This is a genomic window from Massilia sp. Root335 (assembly GCF_001425685.1).
Classification (GTDB): Bacteria; Pseudomonadota; Gammaproteobacteria; order Burkholderiales; family Burkholderiaceae_D; genus Telluria; species Telluria luteola.
This window is the reverse complement of the sequence record NZ_LMCY01000026.1, coordinates 28,250-50,619: the sequence shown is the minus strand read 5'-3', so window position 1 is coordinate 50,619 and position 22,370 is coordinate 28,250. Positions and strand designations below refer to the sequence as shown.

Genomic DNA, 22,370 nt, shown 5'->3' with positions numbered 1-22,370 from the left:
TAGGCATGCGGCATCCACTTTCACCAACACGCTCACCACCACTCAGGAGGCATCATGAACAAGCAGATCTTCGTCAACCTGGCCGTCAAGGACCTGGACAAATCCAAGGCGTTCTTCAATGCGCTGGGCTATACGTTCAATCCCCAGTTCACCAACGAAAGCGGCGCCTGCATGGTGATCGCGGACGGCAGCATCTACGCGATGCTGCTCACGGAACCGTTTTTCAAGACGTTCGTCGACAAGCCCATCGTGCAGGCGAAGGAAGCGACCGAGGTGCTGGTCTGCCTGAGCTGCGAGAGCCGCGAGGAAGTCGACGACCTGGTGGCGAAAGCCGTCGCGGCCGGCGGCCGGGCGCCGCGGCCGCCGCAGGATCATGGCTTCATGTATGGCCACGGGTTCGAGGACCTCGATGGCCATATCTGGGAACTGGCCTGGATGGCGCCCCAGGCCTGACCTTAGTTCATCGAGTGCAGGCCGATGATGTTGCCCTCGGTATCGTGGACGAGGGCGATGTGGCCGTACTGCCCGATCGAGAACTTGTCCTTGAAGATGCGCCCGCCGTTCGCGACGGCGCGCGCCGCTTCGACGGCGCAATCGGCGCAGCTGAAATACACGATCGTGCTGTTGCCGCCCGCCTTGCAGCCTTCCATGTACACGATCGCGCCGGCCGCGCCGCCGGCGTTCGGGTCGCCCGTGAATGCCCACATCTGCAGGCCGGACGCGTCGCCTTCCGGCGCGAGGTTGGACAGCGTCACCTGGAATACGGCTTCATAGAAAGCGCGGGCGCGCTTCATGTCGTCCACATAGATTTCGAACCAGCCTACGACGTTTCGTTCCATTTCGGTCTCCTTGATGCAGTGGGTTGAGGGGTACGACACCTGTGAATCAAATCGTTTCGACCGCGCCGCCGACGAGGATGGTGTGGCCTTCCGTACGCGTGCGGATCAGGCAATCGCCGCCGGTCGCGCGGCCCTGGCGCAGCCGCATGCCCAGTCCGAGCAGTGCCGTCAGCGCACCGGCCGCGACGCCCGTCGCGCTGTCTTCCAGCCTGGGGTCGAGGTGGTTGAAGTTGCGGCCCTCGAACGTGCCGTCGTCGCGCCGGCACCAGGCGTAGATGCCATTGATGCCGGTGTCCTTGCCCCACGCGGCGATGCGCGCGAGGTCGGGCGCGAGGCCGTACAACGCCTCCGTGTCCGCCACCTTGACCAGCAGCTTGGGACTGCCGACCGACGCCACGCGCGGCGGCGTGGCCAGCGACGCAACGGGCACGCCCAGCAGCGCGGCGGCGGTGTCGGCGGTCACGTCCTGCGCCGCTGCCTGCTGCGCGGACAGCCGGACGAAATAGTCGCCGCCGGCGCGCACCAGTTCCAGTTCCTGTCCTTCGGCCGCCGTGCGCACGGCGATGGTGCCGGCGTGCGGAGCGCGTGCGAACAGCACGCCCGCCACGGCCAGCGTCGCGTGGATGCACAGCGGGCTGCGCTTGTGCGGATAGTAATAATCGACGGACAGTACGCCGTCGGCGCCGGTGTCGATGAAGACGCAGGTCGTGTCGCGCGCGCGCGCGAGGGCCAGGCGGGCATCGGCGTCCTGCTCGCCGTTTTCGATGACGAGGGCCGGGTTGCCGGTACCGGGACGGGCACCGAAACAGCGCAAGGAATGGATGTGCATATTTGGCAGGGTCGGGTTCGTTGGCTATACTGTGTTTATGTACAGTATTGCATACTACACCATTTTAGCGAAATTACCATGCCAGATTTTCCGCCGCCGACCCGTCCAGCGCCGCCCGCGCGCGATCCCGCTCCCGGCGCGGCGGCGGGCTTGCCGGCCTATGCGGAACTGTTTTGCCTGTCGAATTTCTCGTTCCTGCAGGGCGCGTCGCACGCGGAAGAACTGGTCGACCGCGCCGTGCAGCTGGGCTACGCGGCGCTGGCGCTGACGGACGAGTGCTCGCTGGCCGGCGTCGTGCGCGCGCATGCGGAGGCCAAGCGCGCGCAGCTTCCCCTGATCGTCGGCGCCCATTTCCACCTGCGGCATCCGGACGGCGGCCGCGGGCCGTCGGTCGTGCTGCTGGCGCAAAACCGCGACGGCTACGGCAACCTGTCCGAGATGATCACGCTGGGGCGCACGCGCGGCGGGAAGGGCACTTATCTGCTGTATCCGTCCGACTTCGACGCGCCCGAGGGCGACCTCGCCCACCTGCGCGGCATGCCGGACTGCCTGGCGATCCTGCTGCCCGCGTATCCCGGCCACCTGCCGGAAGACGTCGACCGCCTGCACGAGCAGGTCGCGTGGATGGCGCAGACGTTCCCGGGCCGCGCGTGGATCGGCCTGAACCTGCTGCACCGCGCGTTCGACGAGATACACCGCACCACCATCGAGGAAGTCGGCTGGCAGCACCGCATGAGGATCGTCGCCTGCGGCCACGTGACGATGCACGTCCGCTCGCGCAAGCCGTTGCAGGACACGATGACGGCCATCCGCATCGGCAAGCCGGTGGCGCAATGCGGCTACCAGCTCGCGCCGAACGCGGAGCAGCACCTGCGCTCGCGCGTGCGCCTGGCGAACATCTACCCGCACGCGGCGCTGAACGAGACGGTCCGCATCGCGCGGGCGTGCACGTTCTCGCTGGAGGAGCTGCGCTACGAATATCCGGACGAGGTGGTCCCGCCCGGCCACACGGCCGCGAGCTATCTGCGCGAGCAGGCCTGGATCGGGGCGCACCGGCGCTTCGCAGGCGGCATCCCGGCCGGCGTGCAGCGGCAGATCGAGCACGAACTCGCGCTGATCGCCGAGATGCGCTACGAGCACTACTTCCTCACCGTGTACGACATCGTGCGCCATGCGCGCTCGCAGGACATCCTGTGCCAGGGCCGCGGCTCGGCCGCCAATTCCGCCGTGTGCTACTGCCTGGGCATCACGGAAGTCGATCCGGCGCGGGGCAACCTGCTGTTCGAACGCTTCATCTCGAGGGAGCGCAACGAGCCGCCCGACATCGACGTCGACTTCGAGCACCAGCGCCGCGAAGAAGTCATCCAGTACATCTACCAGAAATACGGCCGCACCCGCGCGGCGCTGGCGGCCGTCGTCATCAGCTACCGGCCCAAGAGCGCGCTGCGCGACAGCGGCCGCGCGCTCGGCGTCGACCTCGCCATCGTCGACAAGGTCTGCAAGCAGCACCACTGGTTCGACGGCAAGGCCGACCTGCTGAACCGCCTGGCCGAGAGCGGACTCGATCCGGCCGCGCCGCTGTCGCAGCAATGGGCGTCGCTGGCCCAGCGCCTGCTCGGCTTTCCGCGCCACCTGTCGCAGCATCCGGGCGGGTTCGTGATGGCGCGCGGGAAGCTGTCGCGCCTCGTCCCCATCGAGAACGCGGCGATGGCGGACCGCAGCGTGATCCAGTGGGACAAGGACGACCTCGAGGAACTGGGCCTCATGAAGGTCGACGTGCTGGCGCTCGGCATGCTGTCGATGCTGCGCCGCTGCCTGGCCCTGGTCGGGCTGCGCCACGGCACGACGTTCGAGATGCAGGACATCCCGCACGGCGACAAGGCGACCTACGACATGATCTGCCGCGCCGACACCGTGGGCGTCTTCCAGATCGAGTCGCGCGCGCAAATGAGCATGCTGCCGCGGATGAAGCCGCGCGAGTTCTACGATCTCGTGATCCAGGTCGCCATCGTGCGCCCGGGGCCGATCCAGGGCGGCATGGTCCACCCGTACCTGCAGCGGCGCCAGCGCAAGAACGAGGTCGTGTATCCGAGTCCGAAGATGAAACTGGCGCTCGAACGCACGCTGGGCGTGCCGATCTTCCAGGAACAGGTGATGCAGGTGGCGATCCTCGCCGCCGATTTCACCCCCGGCGAGGCCGACCAGCTGCGCCGCGCGATGGCCGCGTGGAAGCGCAAGGGCAACCTCGAACACTACTACCAGCGCATCGTGGGCGGCATGCAAAGGAACGGCTACGACATGGCGTTCGCGCAGCAGATCTTCCAGCAGATCCAGGGCTTCGGCGAATACGGCTTCCCGGAATCGCACGCGGCCAGCTTCGCGCTGCTCGCCTATGCCAGCTCCTGGCTCAAGTGCCACGAACCGGCCGCGTTTTTATGCGCGCTGCTGAACAGCCAGCCGATGGGGTTCTACAGCCCGTCCCAGCTCGTGCAGGACGCGCGCCGCCACGGCATCGACGTGCGCCCCGTCGACATCACGGTGAGCGGCTGGGAGTCCACGCTCGAAGAGCCGGACGCCCAGTGTGCCGACAATGCGCGCGGCCAGCCGGCCGTGCGCCTGGGCCTGCACATGCTGCGCGGGATGGGGCAGGACGCGGCCGACCGCATCGAGATGGCGCGCGCGATCCGTCCGTTCGCCGACGTGGCCGACCTCGCGCGCCGCGCGCAGCTCGACCGCGGCGACCTGCAGGTGCTCGCCGCCGGCAATGCGCTCGGGCCGCTCGCGGGCCACCGCCGCCAGGCCTTGTGGCAGGCGGCGGGCGGCGTGCCCGACAAGGACCTGCTGCGCCCCACGACGCCCGTCGAAGAGGTGCCGGTCCTGGCCGCGCCGAAGGAGGGCGAGGAGATCGTCGGCGACTATCGCGCGCAGGGCCTCACGCTGGGCCGCCATCCGCTGGCGCTGCTGCGCGAGCGGCTGCTGGCCAGACGGTTCCTGCCGGCCGACGTGCTGCACGACTTCCAGAACGGCCAGCTGGCGCGTGCCTGCGGCATCGTCACCGTGCGCCAGCGCCCCGGCACGGCGAAGGGCGTGCTGTTCCTGACCATCGAGGACGAGACGGGGAACATCAACGTGATCGTCTGGCCGCAGCTCGTCGAGCAGCAGCGGCGCGAAGTGCTGAACGCGTCGCTGCTGGGCGTGTACGGCGTGTGGCAGCGCGAAGGGGAAGTGCGGCACCTCGTGGCCAAGCGGCTCGTCGACATGTCGGATTGGCTGGGCAAGCTGGATGCGCGCAGCCGGGATTTTTGCTAGCGATCGTTTATCATCACGGGTTTCGCGCCCGCGCGGTCCACGATTCCACCCACGACATGACACCTGAAAAAAGCCCGCACTGGGGCCTGGCCATCGACACCGAGCGCTGCATCGGCTGCCACGCCTGCTCCGTCGCCTGCAAGGTCGAGAACTCGGTCTACCTCGGCATGTTCCGCACCAAGGTCTATTACCACGACTTCCACGGCAAGAACGCCGCCGGCAAGGACGCGCTGCGGCGCGCCTTTTTGCCTACCCTGTGCATGCAGTGCGAGGACGCGCCGTGCCTCAAGGCGTGCCCCACCGAATCGATCAGCCGCGGGCTTGACGGCGTCGTGCGCATCGACGTGGACAAGTGCGACCGTTCGCGCGACTGCATCGCCGCCTGCCCGTACGGCGCCATCCACATCGATCCGGTGGCGCAGGTGGCGGACAAATGCGACTTCTGCAGCCACCGGCTCGACGCCGGCATGCAGCCGGCCTGCGTGGAGGCGTGCCCCGCCGACGTGTTCGCGTTCGGCGACCTGAACGACCCGGGCAGCGCCATCAGCCGTTTCAACGCGAAGCACAAGGGCGAACTCGCCGTGCTCAAGCCGCAGGAACACACGCGGCCCGCCGTGCACTACCGCGGCATCGGCACCGTCGTGCCGCGCGCCGTCGAAAACAAACTGCCGAAAGGCCGCAACCACGATCCGTTCACCTACGAGATCGACACCTGGGCCGAGCTGCGCGCCGACTACGGCACCGCCGTCGGCAACGCGAAGCACGGTACGAAGGGAGGCAAGTGATGGAGCGCCGCCATTTTCTCAAGTCCGGCCTCGGGGCGCTGGCCACGCTGGCCGTCGGCGAGACCATCCTGCTGACCCCCGGCGATGCCGCCGCGGGCGTCGCCGAGCCGCTGAATTACGCGATCGACGCGGACGGCACGGCGCGCAAGCGCCATATCGACTACGGCAAGGCCACGATGGTCAAGAGCGTGTGCCTGAACTGCTCCACCGTGTGCGGCATCGAGGGTTTCGTCGAGGACGGCAAGGTCGTCAAGATCCGCGGCAATCCGCTCGACCCGAACCTCGGCAACTTCATGACGTGCGCGAAGGGGCAGAGCGGCCCGACGATCAACACGTATCCGGAACGCCTGCTGTATCCGCTCAAGCGCGTGGGCAAGCGCGGCGAGGGCTTGTGGAAGCGCATCACGTGGGATGAGGCGTACGACGAGATCGCGGCGCGCATCCGCAAGAGCATCGCCGCCGGGCATCCGGAACGCGTCGCGATCCACCAGGGCCGCTCGCGCTACGCGTCCGAGTTCGCGCGCTTCCTGAACGCGATCGGCTCGCCCGTGCTGCTGAACCACCGCGCCCTGTGCTCGTCGAACAAGCGCGCCGCCAATTACGTGAGCCTGGGCGAGACCGACTGGGAATCGATCGACGCCGAGCGTTGCCGCTACTTCCTGAATTTCGGTTCCAATTTCTACGAGGCGCACCAGGGCGGCCTGCACCTGGTGAAACGCGTCGTCAAGGCGCGCTTCGACCACGGCGCCAAGCTGGTGACGTTCGACGTGCGCATGTCGAACACGGCGGGCCGCAGCGACGAATGGTTCCAGCCGCATCCTGGCACCGAGGGCGCGATCGCGCTGGCAATGGCCCACGTGATCCTGCGTGAGAACCTGCACGACCGCGCCTTCGTCGCGGACTTCGTGCAGCCCGGCGAGGCGCAATTGCGCGCCTGGCTCGAGGATTGCACGCCGGCGTGGGCGCAGGCCCAGTCGGGCGTGCCGGCCGCCGACATCGAACGCATCGCGATCGAGTTCGCGCGCGCCCGCCCGGCCGTCGCCGCCTTCACCAACCGCGGCACGGGCGCCCACTACAACGGCTTCAATAATGAACGGGCCGTCGTGATGCTCAACGCGCTGGTCGGCTCGGTCGGCAAGCCGGGCGGGTATTGCTACGGGCTCGAGGAAAAGCTGGCGCCGGCCCGGTATCCCGCGCCGCAGCCGGCGCCGCCGAAGGTCGCGGTCCGCACCGACCTCGAAGATCCGCCCGAGTGGCCGCTGGCGAACCGCTGGCAGAAGATGAAGGTCGGCCAGGTCGTGTACGACTACCTCGAGCAGGGCCGCGCGAAGCTCGACGTCTACCTGAGCTACACGATCGTCTCGCCGATGACGTGGCCCGAGGGCCGTGCGACGGCTACCCGTGTCCTCGGCGACGAGACCCTGATCCCGTTCCACGCCTGCTCGGACATCGTATATTCCGAGATGGCGCACTGGTCCGACCTGATCCTGCCCGATGCGACCTATCTCGAACGCTGGGGCATGGACATCCGCAACAACCTCGAACTGCAGCACTACGTGATGCTGCGCCAGCCGATGGTGCCGCCGCCGGGCGAAGCCGTGTCGTTCCCGGACGTGCTGTTCAATGTCGGCAGGCGCCTCGCGCCGGAACAGGCGAAGTATTTCGCGTTCGGCACGCACGAGGACTACGTGCGTACCCAATGTTCGAAGCTGCCGACGACGGGGCCGGACGGCCGCACCTTCGCGTCCGGCTTCGACTACATGAAGCACTACGGCGTGCACGTCGACACGAGCCAGCCCAAGACCTACGAGGTCTACCGGCGCAAGCTCGCGGCGGAGCAGCTGGCCGGCACGCGCGTCGACGCGGACGGCCGCATCCTCAAGGCCGACAAGGCCGGCAAGGAGCGCGCCGTCGGCCTGATGGTGAAGGGCGAGCCGATGCGCGGCTTCGCGACGCCGTCGCGCCGCTTCGAGATCCTCGCGCCGGAAGTGGCGCACGTGGCCGCGCAGGCGGGCATCGCGGACGACGGCATGCCGGCATTCCATCATGTGCCGGGACTCGACAGGCTGGCCGACGACCGCTTCGTCCTGACGACCTTCAAATGGAACGTGCACACGCAGGGCCGCACGGCGGCGCAGAAATACCTGTCCGAGATCGTGCACGACAATCCGATGTGGATGCACCCGCAGGTCGCCGCGCGGATCGGCGTGAAATCCGGCGACATGGTGGAACTGACGACCTACCGGCCGCATTCGGGCGCCCGGGGCGACGCCGCCTTCAAGGCGGCACCGGCCGGCGCGGAGCAGGTCGTGGGCCACGCGCGCATCCGCGTGTTCGTCACCGACGGCATCCATCCGAAGGTGCTGGCCGTGTCGAACTCGCTGGGCTGGCAGATGGGCGGCCGCGCCGCGCAGGGCCGCGCGGGCGTGCGCGACGCGGTCCTCGACGCGTCAAGCCAGGCCGCCACGCGCAAGGGCCTCGGCCCGGCGCCGCGTGTCGACGACCTGAAGAACGGTGTGTGGTGGGATCAGCGCAATGGAGGAAGGGGCAACGGCGTGAACATCAACGCCATCCTGCCCGTCAATCCGGCGCCGCTGGTCGGGATGCAGGCGTGGTTCGACACGGTCTGCAGCGTGCGCAAGGTGTAGGGGGCACGCGCTGGTCAGGCCGGCTGCGTGCCGAAATAGGCATGCACCGCGCCCATCCAGCGCGTGTCCGCCATGTCGGGCCAATGGTCGGTATCGAACCCGGGCGCGTTGTCGATGCGGTCCTTGGGGATGTCCATCGTGAAGCGCTTGTGCCCCGGGTCGAGGGTCAGCGCCTGCCAGGGCACGGCGAAGAGTTTTTCGCCCAGCCCGAGGAAGCGGCTGGACGACATCACGGCATAGGCGATGGCGCCCGTGCGCATGTCCACCATGAATTCCTTGATGACGCCCAGGTGCTCGTTCTGCAGGTTGTGGACGTGGTCGCCGATCAGGGTGTTCGCACCCATCAGTTCGGGGCCGGGCCCCTTGCCGTGCTTGTTCCTGTACATGCCGTAATCATCGCGTTCCTCGTAGGACATTTCTGCCTCCTCTCCTTGACGCCTTCCTGTCGGGAAGCAGAAGGATAACCCGAGTCCGGCGGTTCAGTTCGGACGCACGCGCACGGCGGGGCGCGGACGGCCTCAGAAGGTATCCCACTCCTCGGCGGCGGCAGCGGCAGCGCGGCCCGGGGCCGGCTTGCCGGCGCCGGCGCGGGCCGGCACGGGCACGACGGCGCGTGCCGGTGCACGTGCGGGCGCCGCCACGGCCTTCGGCGCGGCCGCGGCCTGCGTGCTGAGGTGGAACAGGCTGACCACCTCGGCCAGCTTGTCGGCCTGGTCGCGCAGGGCAGTGGCGGCCGCGGCCGATTCCTCGACGAGGGCGGCGTTGTGCTGCGTCGACGAGTCCATTTCGGCGATGGCGCGGTTGACCTGTTCGATGCCGGTGCTCTGCTCGCCGCTGGCGCTGGCGATCTCGGCGACGATGTCGCTCACCTTGCGGATGCTGTCGACCACTTCGCTCATCGTCATGCCGGCCTGGTCGACGAGCTTGGTGCCGTCCTCGACCTTGCCGACCGAATCGACGATCAGCTGCTTGATTTCTTTCGCGGCCGCGGCCGAACGCTGGGCCAGCGTGCGCACTTCGCCCGCCACGACGGCGAAGCCGCGGCCCTGCTCGCCGGCGCGCGCCGCTTCGACGGCCGCGTTCAGCGCGAGGATGTTGGTCTGGAACGCGATGCCGTCGATGACGCTGATGATGTCGACGATCTTCTTCGACGAATCGTTGATCGCGCCCATCGTCTGCACCACCTGGTCGACGACGGCGCCGCCCTGCACGGCGATGTCCGATGCGGCGATCGACAGCTGGCTGGCCTGGCGCGCATTGTCCGCGTTCTGGCGCACGGTGCCCGTCAGCTGCTCGACCGTGCTGGCCGTCGTGCCGAGCGAGCCGGCCTGTTGTTCGGTGCGGCTCGACAGGTCCATGTTGCCGGCCGAGATTTCCGCCGACGCGGTGGCGATGGTGTCGGTGCCGCTGCGCACCTGGGAGACGATGGAAACGAGGCCGTCGTTCATGTGGCGCAGCGCGCGCAGCAGGGCGGCCGTTTCGCCCGTGCCGGTGGCGTCGATGCGCTGGGTGAGGTCGCCGCCCGCGACCTTCTCGGCCACGTCGACGGCCTGGCGGATCGGGTCGACGATGGCGCGCGCCAGCAGCCACGCGCAGATGGCGCCGAACAGCACGGCCACGCCGGCCAGCACGATGATCATGCGTGCGCTGTTGCGGTTGGCGTTGTCGATCTTGCGGGCGATGGCGTCGATGCGGTCCTGCTGCATCTTGACCATTTCGCCCTGCTTGCCTTCGTAGGCATCCGACGTCGGGACGTATTCCTGGTTCAGGATACGCTCCGCCGCCTCGGCGTCGCCGTCGGCCCTGGCCTTGATCGCCTTGACCTTGGAATCCGTGTAGGCCTTGCGCAGTTCGACGATGCGGTTGAACAGCGCGTGCTCTTCCGGGCCGTCGAGCAGCGGCTCGATTTGCTTGACCAGTTCGGTCGAACGGGTGGCCGTCTTGACGCCGTCGGCCTTGAAGAATTCGACCAGGCTGGGGTCCGTGCTCTTGACGATCGCGGCGGTACGGCGCACGGCGGCGAACGTCTGCATATGCCATTCCGTCAACATGCGTTCCTTGGCCAGCGGCACGGCCATCATCGCGCGAGTGGCGTCCGCGATCGCATTCAGGCGCCACACGGCGGCGGTCGCAATGACGAGAGTCAGGCCCAGTACGAGGGCGAAGCCCACACCGAGACGTTTCGCGATATTCATGTTGGCGAGAAAGCCCATATGATTCTTCCTAACTGATCAAGCGTGATTGTTGTACGCGGCCGGCGGCCCGGCCCGGGGGCCATTCCGGTCACTGTCCCCGATTTGGATTCTACTTATGGAGGGGCAAAATTTGTTACTTATGGGAATTTTTTAGCCGAAATGGACGGTTGTTACCGCTATATTGTTGTCGGCAGGTGACAGCTTCATGCATCACAATTAAGAATGTGCGGCAGGCGTGATATGGCGCAGTGGCGAGAGTGACAACAGGCGTTAGGGACGGGCTTCGGCCGCCTGCAGGCGGGCGATGCGCTCGGCGGTGGCGGGGTGCGTCGACAGATAGGTCATCGGCCGTTTCAGCCAGCGCGGGAGCTTGTCCTGCCCCGGCTGCTGGCGCTCCAGCGCCCGCAGGGCGTCCGCGAGACAGTCCGGCGCCAGGCCGTTGCGGCGCAGGACGGTGACCGCGTACGCATCCGCCTCCAGTTCCATCGCGCGCGAGTATTGCATCTGCGTCAGCACGGCGGGCACGCCGGCGGCGACGGCGCTGAAGTCGCCGAACAGGGCGGCCGACACGGCCGCCGTCAGCGACGATCCCGTCATGGCGCGGGTGGCGTGGCGCCGTTCGATGTGGCCGACTTCGTGGCCGATCACGCCCAGCAGCCGGGCCTTGCCGGTGTCGTCGAGTGCATTGTCCTTGTCCAGCACGAGGCGCACCATCCCGTCCGTGACGATGATCGTGCCGTCCGGCAGCGCGAGCGCGTTGGCGCCCAGCATATCGGACGCGCGCACGAGCAGGCGCACGGGCACGCGCGGGTGCGCGGGCAGGGCGCGCGGCAGCAGGGCCTTGACGGCGGCGATGCGGTCGTCGGACAGGCGCGACGGCGCCAGCATGTGCTGCGCTTCCATGCCGGCGAGCGCGGTCCGGCCGAGCGTCGTGTCGACCGAAGCCGGCAGGCGTGCGCCGATGTAGTCCGCCGCGGCCGGCACGCCCCAGACGAAGCCGGCGCCGAGCAGCGCCAGCAGCAGGACGAGCGCGAGCAGGACGGCCGGCCAGCGCGCCTGCCAGCGTTCCACGCCGCTCCTGCGGTAGCCGAGCGCGGCCAGCAGCGCCTGGCGATCCGGACCGCACGGCACTTCGCACGTCGCATCGGCCAGGCGCAGCATCAGCGGCGCGTTGTCGAACGGTTCGGCCAGCACGACGGCCGCCAACGGATAACTGCGCTCGAACCCCGGCGCGTCGACGTGCAGGTGGCCGGCGCGCACGTCCAGGCCGACCGGTTGCAGGCGGGCGCTGTGCCCATCGAAAAAATGTGCCGCGATCATGCTTGCTCCTTTACCACGACAGGTCCACGCCGAGGAAATCGGCGACGCCGTCGCCGGCCGCCGCCACGGGCCGACGCCGCGCCGCCAGCACGGCCTGTTCGAAGCCGTCCGGCGCCTCGATGCTCACGTGCGCCACGCGGTATTTCCACGTGCGTACGACGGCGAACGGGCGGTACAGGCCGAAGGTCAACAGGGTCAGCAGCACGTTCACCGTCTGCAGGCGCAGGTAGGGCCAGACCCGCATCGCGCACGTGATGCGCACGCCGGGGAACGACGTCGCGGACCACGCCAGGTTGTTCATGTGCACCATGATGTAGGGGCCGCTCAGCAGCAGGAAGACGTAGCCGATCACGAGGCCGATGATGGCTGGCAGGAAGGCGGCGGCATTCTTCCATCCGTGGCCGCGCGGGAGGATGACGGCCAGGGCGAAGGCCGCGCCGATGAGCACCAGCAGGCCCAGGCCGAAGAGGAAGGCGCGCACGTACGGCTTGGCGAGGTCCGCCGTGCCGAGCGCGAACGCGGCGTGCTGGTCGCCGGCCATCAGGTGCTTGTGCTGGTAGGCCTTCATGGCGCCGTGCATCAGCGGCCAGCACAGGTAGAGCAGGAACACCGAGCCGGCGATGGGGCGCCCGGGCATCAGCGCCACCAGCGCGCCGGGCAGCACGAAGATCGCCACCGGCAGCAAGTACACGAGATAGGCTTCCTTGATGCCGCCGGCGAAGCCGAACGGCAGCCCGCGGTACACCGTGTTCGCCAGGCGGAACCGGAGCGCGGACCGCATCATGAAGGGCAGGCCGGCCAGCAGCAGCGCGACCGTGACGACGCCGGCCTTGAGCGAGAACCCGAACGCGTAGTGGTAGGCGGCCAGCAGCGCCACGGCGAGGACGCGCCCGCGCAGGATCGCTTTCGGATCGCCGCGGAAGTCGAAGGCGGCGCCGGCCAGCTGGGTGTTGCGGTAAAAATAGCGCAGCCGGCGCGTCTTGGCCCAGGCCGAGTAGATGCCCAGCGTGGCCACCGTCAGCAGCAGGTTGACGATCCAGATGCGGAAGTATTCGGCGCCGCTGCCGGAAAACGTCAGCGGCAGCGGCGTTTCCGCGGGCGAGGTGGGTGACTCGTGCATGGCCGGATTTTTCTTGACATGGAAGAAAGACGTCCAGTGTAGCCCGACTCCCGGCCGTTGTCAGTAAGATATGTTGCCAATATGGAATGAGGAAGTATTTGCGCGTTTAAGGTATAATTTCTATTTCCCGCGCGTGCCGTTCGGCACCTTCTGCACAATGACCAAATTCGTATTCGTCACTGGCGGCGTCGTGTCTTCCCTGGGTAAAGGGATCGCGGCCGCCTCCCTCGCCGCGATCCTCGAATCGCGCGGTCTCAAAGTCACCATGCTCAAGCTCGACCCGTACATCAACGTGGACCCGGGCACGATGAGCCCCACCCAGCACGGCGAAGTGTTCGTCACCGACGACGGCGCCGAAACCGACCTGGACCTGGGCCACTATGAGCGCTTCATCAGCACGCGGATGAAGAAGGTGAACAACTTCACGACCGGCCAGATCTATGAATCGGTGATCCGCAAGGAACGCCGCGGCGAGTACCTCGGCAAGACCGTGCAAGTGATCCCGCACATCACCAACGAGATCCAGGACTATGTCCGCCGCGGCGCCGAAGGCGTCGACGTGGCGCTGGTCGAGATCGGCGGCACCGTCGGCGACATCGAATCGCTGCCGTTCCTGGAAGCCGCGCGCCAGCTGTCGCTGCGCCAGGGCCGCAAGGGCGCCGCGTTCGTGCACCTGACCTTGGTGCCGTACATCTCGTCCGCCGGCGAACTGAAAACCAAGCCGACCCAGCACTCGGTGCAGAAGCTGCGCGAGATCGGCATTTCGCCGAACGCGCTGCTGTGCCGTGCCGACCGCCGCATCCCGGACGACGAGCGCGCCAAGATCTCGCTGTTCGCCAACGTGGAAGAGCAGGCCGTCATCTCCGTGTGGGACGTCGACACGATCTACAAGGTGCCGCAGGTGCTGCACGACCAGGGCCTGGACGACATCATCCTGGATGCCCTCGGCATCGAGGCGCCGCCGGCCGACCTGTCGATGTGGACGAAGCTGATCCACACGCTGGAAAACCCGAAGCATGAAGTGACGATCGGCATGGTCGGCAAGTACGTCGACCTGATCGAGTCGTACAAATCGCTGACGGAAGCGCTGCGCCACGCCGGCATCCACACGGAAAGCCGCGTCAACATCGAGTACATCGACTCGGAAGAAATCGAGTCGACCGGCTGCGCCAGCCTGGCCAAGTACGACGCGATCCTCGTGCCGGGCGGCTTCGGCAAGCGCGGCGTGGAAGGCAAGATCATGGCCGCCCGCTATGCCCGCGAGAACGGCATTCCTTACCTGGGCATCTGCCTGGGCATGCAGGTCGCGCTGATCGAATACGCGCGCCACATGGCCGGCCTGCCGAACGCCAACTCGACGGAATTCGATCCGGAGACCGACCAGCCGGTCGTCGCCCTGATCAACGAGTGGCAGAACCACGACGGCAAGGTCGAGAAGCGCGACAGCAATTCCGACCTGGGCGGCACCATGCGCCTGGGCGCGCAGACCTGCGCCGTGAATCCGGGTACGCTGGCCGCCGAGATCTACGGCAACGTCGTGACGGAGCGCCATCGCCATCGCTACGAGGCGAACAATTACTACCTGCCGAAGGTCGAAGCAGCGGGCCTCGTCGTGGCCGCGCGCACGCCGAACGAAGACCTGTGCGAGATCATGGAACTGCCGCGGAGCAGCCACCCGTGGTACATGGGCGTCCAGTTCCACCCGGAGTTCAAGTCGACGCCGCGCAACGGCCACCCGCTGTTCTCGTCGTTCATCCGCGCGGCACTCGCACACCAGGCCGAACACGGTAATCAACAGGCCGCCAATGCGCCGGCTGTCCAAGGAGATGCGGCATGAAGCTTTGCGGATTCGACGTCGGCCTCGACCAGCCGATCTTCCTGATTGCCGGCACCTGCGTGATCGAATCGCGCCAGATGGCCATGGACGTCGCGGGCCAGCTGAAGGAAATCACGAGCGCGCTGGGCATCCCGTTCATCTATAAATCGTCGTTCGACAAGGCGAACCGTTCGTCCGGCAAATCGTTCCGCGGTCCGGGCATGGAAAAAGGCCTGGAGATCCTGGCCGACGTGCGCCGCGAAATCGGCGTGCCGGTGCTGACCGACGTGCACACGGAAGAAGAAATCCCGGTTGTCGCGAGCGTCGTCGACGTGCTGCAGACCCCGGCCTTCCTGTGCCGCCAGACCGATTTCATCAACGCCTGCGCCCGTTCCGGCAAGCCCGTGAACATCAAGAAGGGCCAGTTCCTGGCCCCCGGCGACATGAAGAACGTGATCGACAAGGCGCGCGCGGCGGCAGCCGAGGCGGGCCTGCCCGACCAGTTCATGGCGTGCGAGCGCGGCGTCTCGTTCGGCTACAACAACCTCGTGTCCGACATGCGTTCGCTGGCGATCATGCGCGAATCGAACTGCCCGATCGTGTTCGACGCCACCCACTCCGTGCAGCTGCCGGGCGGGCAGGGCACGTCGTCCGGCGGCCAGCGCGAGCACGTGCCCGTGCTGGCGCGCGCCGCCGTCGCGGCGGGCGTGTCGGGCCTGTTCATGGAAACCCATCCGGATCCGGCGTGCGCGCTGTCGGACGGCCCGAACGCCGTGCCGCTCGCCCGCATGAAGGATTTGCTGACCACCCTGGTCGATATCGACCGCATCGTCAAGAAGGCTGGATTTATCGAGTCCGATTTCTCTTGATATTCGAAAGCGGGGCTCGAGTGTACCAAGGGGTCCCGCGTTCGGCTGATTCACCAGTACGACAAGTACGACAAATACGTCGTCCCCGCGAAGGCCGGGATCCAGGTCGTGCCGGCGTTATTGAAACGCGAGCAGATTGGGTTCCCGCCCGCGCGGGAACGACGGCAGGGTCACCATGCGGCTCGGTGCACCTGTTCCGCGCTTTGGCTATTTATTAATTTCTGGAGATTGAACTACCATGAGTGCTATCGTTGACATCATCGGCCGCGAAATCATCGACTCGCGCGGCAATCCGACCGTCGAGTGCGATGTGCTGCTGGAATCCGGCGTGATGGGCCGCGCCGCCGTCCCGTCGGGCGCCTCGACCGGTTCGCGCGAAGCCATCGAGCTGCGCGACGGCGATCCCAAGCGTTACTTCGGCAAGGGCGTGCTGCAGGCCTGCGAGAACATCAACACCGAGATCAGCGAAGCCATCATGGGCCTGGACGCCAACGAACAGGCATTCCTGGACCGCACCCTGATCGACCTGGACGGCACCGAGAACAAGAGCCGCCTGGGCGCGAACGCGATGCTGGCCGTCTCCATGGCCGTCGCCAAGGCCGCCGCGGAAGAATCCGGCCTGCCGCTGTACCGCTACTTCGGCGGTTCGGGCGCGATGCAGATGCCGGTGCCGATGATGAACGTCATCAACGGCGGCGCGCACGCCGACAACAACCTGGACATCCAGGAATTCATGATCATCCCGGTCGGCGCACCGTCGTTCAAGGAAGCCGTGCGTTACGGCGCCGAGGTGTTCCACACGCTGAAGAAAATCCTGCACAGCAAGGGCCTGAACACGGCCGTCGGCGACGAAGGCGGTTTCGCCCCGTCCGTCGCGAACCATGAAGAAGCCATCAAGCTGATCATGCAGGCGATCGAGCAGGCCGGCTACGTGGCCGGCCAGGACATCGCGATCGGCCTGGACTGCGCCGCCAGCGAGTTCTACAAGGACGGCAAGTACGTGCTGGAAGGCGAAGGCGGCCTGCAGCTGACGGCCCAGGACTTCACCAACATGCTGGCGACCTGGTGCGACAAATACCCGATCGTCTCGATCGAGGACGCCATGGCCGAAGGCGACTGGGAAGGCTGGGCCACGCTGACCGCCGCCCTGGGCAAGCGCGTCCAGCTGGTGGGCGACGACCTGTTCGTCACCAACACCAAGATCCTCAAAGAGGGCATCCAGAAGGGCATCGCCAACTCGATCCTCATCAAGATCAACCAGATCGGCACCCTGACCGAGACGTTCGCCGCCATCGAAATGGCCAAGCGCGCCGGCTACACGGCCGTGATCTCGCACCGTTCGGGCGAGACCGAGGACTCGACCATCGCCGACATCGCCGTCGGCATGAACGCCCTGCAGATCAAGACGGGCTCGCTGTCGCGTTCGGACCGCATGGCCAAGTACAACCAGCTGCTGCGCATCGAGGAAGACCTGGGCGACATCGCCAGCTACCCGGGCCGCGACGCCTTCTATAACCTGAAGTAATCGAGTAGTATGGACACGGGTCCGGTTCGCCGGGCCCGTGTTTTCATTCCGCACAGCCGTTTTCATCCATGCGCATCATCACCCTTGCCCTGGCAGCCTTGCTGCTGCTGATCCAGTATCCCCTGTGGCTGGGGAAGGGCGGCTGGCTGACCGTGGCCGACCTGGAAGCCCAGGTGGCGGCAACCCATGCCCACACGGAACAGCTCAAGGCACGCAACGCCAAGCTCGAATCCGAAGTCCACGACCTGAAGGATGGCCTCGGCGCCGTCGAGGAACGCGCGCGCTACGAACTCGGCATGATCAAATCGAACGAGATCTTCGTGCAGGTGCTGCGCAAGGACGAGAAGCCGGCCGTCATGATGACGGAACCGCCGCCGCCGAAGGTCAAGAAGGGCGCGCAGAAGGGCGAGCGTTGACGCCATGACCCCCGCAGAACCGTCCCCGCCGGCGCTCGACACGCTCGAGGCCGTTGCCGCCTGCCTCGCCGCCGCCTTCGAGGCCGGCGATCCCGATACCATGACGCAAGCGTTGTCCCGGGTGGCGCGCTCGCCGGGCCTCGCGCACCTGGCCGCGGCGGCCGGCGTGCCGCGCGAACTGCTCGCCGCCTCCATGAATCGCGGCGAGATGGGCCTCGACACGCTGCTGGCGATCATGAAGGTCATCGACCTGCACCGTCCGGCGGACGGTGCGCCGAACTAAGAACCTATGGTCATTATTGATGACAACCAAATTGCCATTGCCATCACAGCCAATGGTTGATGGCATCACCCGATTGCCTTCCCCGTAAAATATAGGCCCGCTGCAATTACCACCCCCCCCAGTTTTCCCCGTTGGCGTCGAAGCGTACCACTGGATTGCCGCCGACAATGGAAGCAGGCGATCGCTGCGCAGGGTCCGTTGTCTCAATTCAAACGGAGCGGCGACTATGAGTCCGTTCTCCCTCGATTGCCCTCATTTTCACCTAACTTCCTGCGCTCGCCAATTCTTATCTTCAAGTCAATTAAAGTCAACATGAAGCTACCGACAGCCCCTAATCCATAAAAAATTTGCGCAGTAGACAATCTCTGATGATCAAAAGCCTCAAAAACACATATGATCATGAATATAAATCCCCAAATAAACATGGGGAGCTTCTGAATCGGCAATATCCAAAATGGCATATTCAGCTACCAATCAATTTATTGAGAAATTATTTTTTTCCGTTGGCATCCACAAGATTCCTGTGCAATCATCATCGCGACACTGGAGAACGGTGTCATTGCCGCACCGGCGACCTCGAAAACTCCTGATGCAACTCCGCCAAACGTACTCAATCCTGCTCCAAGTCCGCCTCCGATGCTTCGCTCATCAGGGTGTAGACCAAAGCCGGACGACCAACTCCTGCCCAATTATCGAGTCCGAGTGGATCAAATCCGCTTATCGGATTGGCATCCACGTACGCGTACGTATTAATGCCACCTTCGAGTCCGATTAGATCGCTCTCAACATGTCGCCCTGTCTGCGGATCATAATCCATGAAGTAGTTGTAATAGGCAAGCTCTACTTGAAAACTGACGCACTCCAATGAAACGAAGATTCTTTCCGAATCACAGTCTCAGCTGCGAGAACCTTATCGTTTTGAATCTCCAGTGCGACGATTTTATTAATCTGCACCGGATGTCCGCTAAGAGCCGACAATAGTTTAATTGGGCCAAACAGGGAGTCACCTTGGACACGTGCAATTACGAGATCAACACCATCAACTTGGCACTGGTAAAGAATTTCATTCGCTTCTGTAATTGCATTCAAACCATCCATTAATCTTCCCTCCGTCGTTATATACTTATGAATTTGTGGCACGGACGCACCCCTTACCCTTGGTATTTGCCGCGCAGAGAGCGGAGAGACCTTAATTTCGTAATTGCTAGCAGTCACAGTGAGCCTCTCGAATAGCGCGAGATATACATCGTCCGCCCGCGCGTTCAAGGCAAGGAAGAGCAACATAGCAACGAAAAATTTTATCTGCACGATCCTAGTTCTTTCATAAAAGTTTTCAATCAATAAATCTCGGCTCTATTAATCCGTATAACCTGGACTCCCGGGAGCACCCGAGGATAGAGTTGGACCAGACGTGTTGGAGCAGGGACATTGACTCTTATAACGCGCAATAACGGCTTTGGCATTATGGACTGCCTGATTGACGTCGGCATCACTAGGGAAGAAATCATGCCATATGTGGCTATTACTCGGGACTCCGCCCGTCCAAGGCTGAAATCCGGCATGGCCTCCTGCTGCTGCGTCCTCTGCCGCATGTAAAGCCCGGGCGCCCCCAAGTTGCGTGCATGTTGCAATTCGCAGTAATATACTGATCATATAGCGCTTGTGCGGCTGCCACACTCTGATTAGTCGTGCCGTCCCTCATTGCGTGCATATATGAATTTTCAGGATCTTGAAGACCAGATAAGAAGTCGACTCCAGCAACATTCAGACCCAGCCCCGGAAAGCTCGTGTCGTTCCCAAGTGCCTGATTCGTTATGGACACATGCATTGGAAAATGAGTCTCTCGTAAAGTCTCGAACGCTATCACCGTTTACATTCGCCATTGGAACAAAACCCTTTGATTTTCCTTGACAAAGGCCTTTGCAGTATCTTTTGATCCAATCGTCCACATGAGTTTGCTCATGCGTCTGGGTACAATCCCTGGTTGGGCTATGGTCATTATTGATGACAACCAAATTGCCATTGCCATCACAGCCAATGGTTGATGGCCTCACCCCATTCAGACCTAGGTAATCGATCGATATTGGCGGATTGATATTTGCATACGCATACGTGTCGATGCCACCCGCAAGCCTAATGGGGTCACTTTGGATGTAGCTCCGCATTGGTGGTCGAAGTGCTTCATGCCTCGCGCTGGCTATCGTTTCGCCTTTACCAATGGGGTAAAGAGCTGCACAAAGCCAGCTACCGTCATACCTGCAATCAGGTCTCCTAGAGCCTCTTCGTCAGCGGACAACCTCGAGTCGACCTCTGCATGTTGTGCCCACAACTTCTTGTCGGTCACGGCGAGTAGATTCGCTATCAGGTCGTAGGTGAAAGGGTCCGTGAGCCGAGAGTCACCTGCAGGATGACCATCATTCACTCCGACTTTCCCCGGCACATGAACGCGCATCACGTCGCCAAGCACCAGGTCAGCTGGCGGCGCGAGGTTCGCCAGGCCAAATGTCCGCGGAATTACATCGATAATGCGACGCGCGCTTTCGAAGTCAGATGGCAAGACTCCGCTTTGCGCAAGAACCTCTTCGACATCGTGGCCCCAAGACGCTGCTTGGAGGCGCTGTCGTGCCAGCGCTCGCGCCGATTCGAGCTCGTCAATCTTGTGGCGATTCAATCTGTTGGACACGAGTGCTGCGGTCAAGCCAACCGCCAACAAGATTGCCAGTGCTGTGAGCATCATTGACCGGCCTCGCAAGCGCAGCGAGCCATGGCCGTCGCTGAGTACGTGGTCGCGAAGGTTCCTACCGCGACTGCAGCTGTTCCATAGGTCCCAGCAAACTTGATTCTCTGCACCGTACCGCTTACGCGGGCGACTGCACCGCCATTTGGATTAGCTCCGGGCAAACCTGGGAACCTTCGGTCGACGCTAGTCCATGGCGAACTTCCGGGGAGGCGCAAGTCGCGAGGTGTCTTGAGGTTGACGGCCGGCAGCAAGGAAAACGGCGCCACATACGGCAACAGCGGGTCGTTCGCCAAGCATTGCTTCCATGCACCAACGTCCATTCCGCGCGATTTCATCCACATCTGTGCTGCACCGCCATTCGCGAGCCCCTTAAAATCAACAGAACTGATTGGGTTACCACCGACATATGCATAAAGGCATGGGCAGTAAGGCTGCCCATCTTGGCGCTCAAGGAACGGCAGAAGAAGCTCCAAGAATTTTTCATCAACTGCGCTTACGATCAAACGGGGCTGGACAATTAAACACTATGCAACAACGCCTCAGCCCGCCCTAAATATTAGTTGTCCGCGGCATTTTCCTGATGATAAACGGTCTCCTCTAATACGAAGTCAGGATCGAAGGGCCCGTAAAGCCGGCGCGACTTTATTCCTGATTTGTCAAATTCGACGATTACTTTATATCCCTCTGATGCATCGCCCCCCTTGAGAATCAAAACAAAGTTCTGCTCATTTTTTCGCAATTCTGCCGTCATCAGGTCTGGAAGTGTCGCCGACACAGAAAGAGGAACGGCAACTTGGCTTCCATCCACCGCAATTCTCAGACTGTCGAGAAAAATACATGGGAACCGGGCGTAGGTACATCCAGGCACGGAAGGCAGGCGCTGCTTCGTATTTGGTTGACGTATGTTGACTTCATGTGTGACAAACTCAGCCACTACCTTGTGTCCATCAATCGAATTCAGGATAACTGTCCTTCCACGAGGCGAAATCGATTCGCTCGCGCTTACGCCCAAGCTGAACAAAGTGAGCGCCAGCGGGAATATCAAGCCTAAAATTCTATTTCTCATGGCACCACCTGTAGGGTCTTGTCGCTACTGCGTCCCATTTTATCTCTTATATTTTGCGGCACGATGATACATCCTTCGGATGCACTGCGGTTATGCCTTGCATTATCGCCATGTATCAAGAATCCTCCTCGTCCAAACATCCAATTTGAAGCGGCCGGGGTAAGGCGGATCGAGCTTTTAAGCGTATGTCCACTTCCAGTTCTGTTGTCTTGCTGGGGGCCCATTGAATAGTCGCCAATTGGAACAGGGCCTATACTTGGAACGAATGAGAGAGCAGGATTGTTGACTCCGATGCCCTGTCCGGTATAAGCGCCGTCGAAAATCGGTTCCGGCGGCCCGACGCCATCTGTTGGGACATGGGTGATTTGGCCGCTCGACTGACTCACCACCCAAGCTAATCCAGAAGGATCCGTAAGCATGGTCGGGGTTCCTCCAACGTATGCATAAGTATTGCCCCCCATTAATCCGATCGGATCGCTCTGGACGTACCGCCCCGTCTGCGGATCATAATCCCTAAAGTAGTTATAGTGATTATTGGTCTCCCTANGAAACCTCAGGTCATAGCCGAACATGCCCAACCCGCTCGGATTCTCATCCGGCGGCACCATTC

General features: G+C 63.9%; 19 protein-coding genes and 1 pseudogene. 9 read left to right on the top strand and 11 right to left on the bottom strand.

The genetic code is table 11. The features are described from left to right. The first annotated feature begins 54 nt into the window (after nucleotides 1–54). The gene (locus tag ASC93_RS14305) at nucleotides 55–453 is read left to right on the top strand and encodes a VOC family protein (protein ID WP_056443110.1); all 399 of its coding nucleotides are present in this window, start codon (nucleotides 55–57) and stop codon (nucleotides 451–453) included. Between the two features lie 2 nt (nucleotides 454–455). Here ASC93_RS14305 and ASC93_RS14300 read toward each other — a convergent pair whose 3' ends face one another. After that, nucleotides 456–839, bottom strand: coding sequence for a VOC family protein (locus tag ASC93_RS14300; protein WP_056443108.1), 384 nt, complete (start codon nucleotides 837–839; stop codon nucleotides 456–458). 46 nt (nucleotides 840–885) lie between these two features. After that, nucleotides 886–1,668 (bottom strand): PhzF family phenazine biosynthesis protein, encoded by a 783-nt coding sequence (locus tag ASC93_RS14295; RefSeq protein WP_056443105.1) that lies wholly within the window; start codon nucleotides 1,666–1,668, stop codon nucleotides 886–888. Between the two features lie 78 nt (nucleotides 1,669–1,746). Here ASC93_RS14295 and ASC93_RS14290 point away from each other — a divergent pair, with 78 nt between their 5' ends. From ASC93_RS14290 to ASC93_RS14280, 3 genes are read left to right on the top strand one after another with little or no spacing between them, the layout of a single operon-like run. After that, a complete protein-coding gene (locus ASC93_RS14290; protein ID WP_082548046.1) occupies nucleotides 1,747–4,977 on the top strand; it encodes an error-prone DNA polymerase in 3,231 nt (1,076 codons plus the stop codon). 56 nt (nucleotides 4,978–5,033) lie between these two features. Then, entirely contained in the window at nucleotides 5,034–5,762 is a 729-nt protein-coding gene (locus tag ASC93_RS14285; RefSeq protein ID WP_056443103.1) for a 4Fe-4S dicluster domain-containing protein, read from the top strand. After that, entirely contained in the window at nucleotides 5,762–8,410 is a 2,649-nt protein-coding gene (locus ASC93_RS14280) for a molybdopterin-dependent oxidoreductase (RefSeq protein WP_056443100.1), read from the top strand. The genes ASC93_RS14285 and ASC93_RS14280 overlap by 1 nt, the downstream gene beginning before the upstream one ends. 14 nt (nucleotides 8,411–8,424) lie before the next feature. Here ASC93_RS14280 and ASC93_RS14275 read toward each other — a convergent pair whose 3' ends face one another. The 4 genes from ASC93_RS14275 to ASC93_RS14260 all read right to left on the bottom strand — a co-directional run bounded on the left by ASC93_RS14275 (nucleotide 8,425) and on the right by ASC93_RS14260 (nucleotide 13,045). Further along, the gene (locus ASC93_RS14275; RefSeq protein WP_056443098.1) at nucleotides 8,425–8,826 is read right to left on the bottom strand and encodes a PRC-barrel domain-containing protein; all 402 of its coding nucleotides are present in this window, start codon (nucleotides 8,824–8,826) and stop codon (nucleotides 8,425–8,427) included. A gap of 102 nt (nucleotides 8,827–8,928) precedes the next feature. Beyond that, on the bottom strand, nucleotides 8,929–10,623 hold the full coding sequence (locus ASC93_RS14270; protein WP_056443095.1) for a methyl-accepting chemotaxis protein: 1,695 nt from the start codon (nucleotides 10,621–10,623) through the stop codon (nucleotides 8,929–8,931). A gap of 252 nt (nucleotides 10,624–10,875) precedes the next feature. After that, nucleotides 10,876–11,925 (bottom strand): M48 family metallopeptidase, encoded by a 1,050-nt coding sequence (locus tag ASC93_RS14265; RefSeq protein WP_056443092.1) that lies wholly within the window; start codon nucleotides 11,923–11,925, stop codon nucleotides 10,876–10,878. A 10-nt stretch (nucleotides 11,926–11,935) separates the two neighbouring features. Further along, the gene (locus ASC93_RS14260; RefSeq protein WP_056443090.1) at nucleotides 11,936–13,045 is read right to left on the bottom strand and encodes a YjgN family protein; all 1,110 of its coding nucleotides are present in this window, start codon (nucleotides 13,043–13,045) and stop codon (nucleotides 11,936–11,938) included. Nucleotides 13,046–13,202: 157 nt separating this feature from the next. Between ASC93_RS14260 and ASC93_RS14255 the strand changes: the two genes are divergently transcribed. From ASC93_RS14255 to ASC93_RS14235, 5 genes are all read left to right on the top strand, one after another. Next, nucleotides 13,203–14,882, top strand: a complete 1,680-nt coding sequence (locus tag ASC93_RS14255) for a CTP synthase (protein ID WP_056443087.1) — start codon at nucleotides 13,203–13,205, stop codon at nucleotides 14,880–14,882. After that, nucleotides 14,879–15,730, top strand: a complete 852-nt coding sequence (gene kdsA, locus ASC93_RS14250) for a 3-deoxy-8-phosphooctulonate synthase (RefSeq protein WP_056443084.1) — start codon at nucleotides 14,879–14,881, stop codon at nucleotides 15,728–15,730. Before ASC93_RS14255 ends, kdsA begins: the two co-directional genes overlap by 4 nt. A gap of 238 nt (nucleotides 15,731–15,968) precedes the next feature. Then, on the top strand, nucleotides 15,969–17,255 hold the full coding sequence (gene eno / locus ASC93_RS14245; protein ID WP_056443079.1) for a phosphopyruvate hydratase: 1,287 nt from the start codon (nucleotides 15,969–15,971) through the stop codon (nucleotides 17,253–17,255). Between the two features lie 68 nt (nucleotides 17,256–17,323). Beyond that, nucleotides 17,324–17,671, top strand: coding sequence for a cell division protein FtsB (gene ftsB, locus ASC93_RS14240; protein WP_056443077.1), 348 nt, complete (start codon nucleotides 17,324–17,326; stop codon nucleotides 17,669–17,671). A 4-nt stretch (nucleotides 17,672–17,675) separates the two neighbouring features. Further along, the gene (locus tag ASC93_RS14235) at nucleotides 17,676–17,954 is read left to right on the top strand and encodes a hypothetical protein (protein ID WP_056443074.1); all 279 of its coding nucleotides are present in this window, start codon (nucleotides 17,676–17,678) and stop codon (nucleotides 17,952–17,954) included. A gap of 610 nt (nucleotides 17,955–18,564) precedes the next feature. On the opposite strand, the gene ASC93_RS29915 is transcribed toward ASC93_RS14235, so the two are convergent. From ASC93_RS29915 to ASC93_RS32825, 5 genes and pseudogenes are all read right to left on the bottom strand, one after another. After that, complete coding sequence (locus ASC93_RS29915) at nucleotides 18,565–18,819, bottom strand: RHS repeat-associated core domain-containing protein (protein WP_267874943.1); 255 nt, start codon at nucleotides 18,817–18,819, stop codon at nucleotides 18,565–18,567. After that, nucleotides 18,795–19,052, bottom strand: coding sequence for a hypothetical protein (locus ASC93_RS30800; RefSeq protein WP_157201925.1), 258 nt, complete (start codon nucleotides 19,050–19,052; stop codon nucleotides 18,795–18,797). The genes ASC93_RS29915 and ASC93_RS30800 overlap by 25 nt, the downstream gene beginning before the upstream one ends. A 1,099-nt stretch (nucleotides 19,053–20,151) precedes the next feature. Beyond that, nucleotides 20,152–20,691 (bottom strand): hypothetical protein, encoded by a 540-nt coding sequence (locus ASC93_RS14230; RefSeq protein WP_056443072.1) that lies wholly within the window; start codon nucleotides 20,689–20,691, stop codon nucleotides 20,152–20,154. Nucleotides 20,692–21,250: 559 nt separating this feature from the next. Next, nucleotides 21,251–21,760 (bottom strand): hypothetical protein, encoded by a 510-nt coding sequence (locus tag ASC93_RS30795; RefSeq protein WP_157201924.1) that lies wholly within the window; start codon nucleotides 21,758–21,760, stop codon nucleotides 21,251–21,253. Further along, nucleotides 21,757–22,306, bottom strand: a pseudogene (locus tag ASC93_RS32825) (RHS repeat-associated core domain-containing protein); the annotation flags it as partial. The gene ASC93_RS30795 and the pseudogene ASC93_RS32825, both read right to left, overlap by 4 nt. Nucleotides 22,307–22,370: the final 64 nt, after the last annotated feature.

Bases quoted from the DNA above. Each gene is read 5' to 3' on its own strand.
- ASC93_RS14305 (WP_056443110.1), top strand. From the start codon at position 55: ATGAACAAGCAGATCTTCGTCAACCTGGCCGTCAAGGACCTGGACAAA.
- ASC93_RS14260 (WP_056443090.1), bottom strand. From the start codon at position 13,045: ATGCACGAGTCACCCACCTCGCCCGCGGAAACGCCGCTGCCGCTGACG.
- ASC93_RS14270 (WP_056443095.1), bottom strand. From the start codon at position 10,623: ATGGGCTTTCTCGCCAACATGAATATCGCGAAACGTCTCGGTGTGGGC.
- ASC93_RS14280 (WP_056443100.1), top strand. From the start codon at position 5,762: ATGGAGCGCCGCCATTTTCTCAAGTCCGGCCTCGGGGCGCTGGCCACG.
- ASC93_RS14285 (WP_056443103.1), top strand. From the start codon at position 5,034: ATGACACCTGAAAAAAGCCCGCACTGGGGCCTGGCCATCGACACCGAG.
- ASC93_RS14235 (WP_056443074.1), top strand. From the start codon at position 17,676: ATGACCCCCGCAGAACCGTCCCCGCCGGCGCTCGACACGCTCGAGGCC.
- ASC93_RS14290 (WP_082548046.1), top strand. From the start codon at position 1,747: ATGCCAGATTTTCCGCCGCCGACCCGTCCAGCGCCGCCCGCGCGCGAT.
- ftsB (WP_056443077.1), top strand. From the start codon at position 17,324: ATGCGCATCATCACCCTTGCCCTGGCAGCCTTGCTGCTGCTGATCCAG.
- ASC93_RS14230 (WP_056443072.1), bottom strand. From the start codon at position 20,691: ATGATGCTCACAGCACTGGCAATCTTGTTGGCGGTTGGCTTGACCGCA.
- ASC93_RS14300 (WP_056443108.1), bottom strand. From the start codon at position 839: ATGGAACGAAACGTCGTAGGCTGGTTCGAAATCTATGTGGACGACATG.
- ASC93_RS14265 (WP_056443092.1), bottom strand. From the start codon at position 11,925: ATGATCGCGGCACATTTTTTCGATGGGCACAGCGCCCGCCTGCAACCG.
- kdsA (WP_056443084.1), top strand. From the start codon at position 14,879: ATGAAGCTTTGCGGATTCGACGTCGGCCTCGACCAGCCGATCTTCCTG.
- ASC93_RS14255 (WP_056443087.1), top strand. From the start codon at position 13,203: ATGACCAAATTCGTATTCGTCACTGGCGGCGTCGTGTCTTCCCTGGGT.
- ASC93_RS14295 (WP_056443105.1), bottom strand. From the start codon at position 1,668: ATGCACATCCATTCCTTGCGCTGTTTCGGTGCCCGTCCCGGTACCGGC.
- eno (WP_056443079.1), top strand. From the start codon at position 15,969: ATGAGTGCTATCGTTGACATCATCGGCCGCGAAATCATCGACTCGCGC.
- ASC93_RS30800 (WP_157201925.1), bottom strand. From the start codon at position 19,052: ATGGATGGTTTGAATGCAATTACAGAAGCGAATGAAATTCTTTACCAG.
- ASC93_RS14275 (WP_056443098.1), bottom strand. From the start codon at position 8,826: ATGTCCTACGAGGAACGCGATGATTACGGCATGTACAGGAACAAGCAC.
- ASC93_RS30795 (WP_157201924.1), bottom strand. From the start codon at position 21,760: ATGAGAAATAGAATTTTAGGCTTGATATTCCCGCTGGCGCTCACTTTG.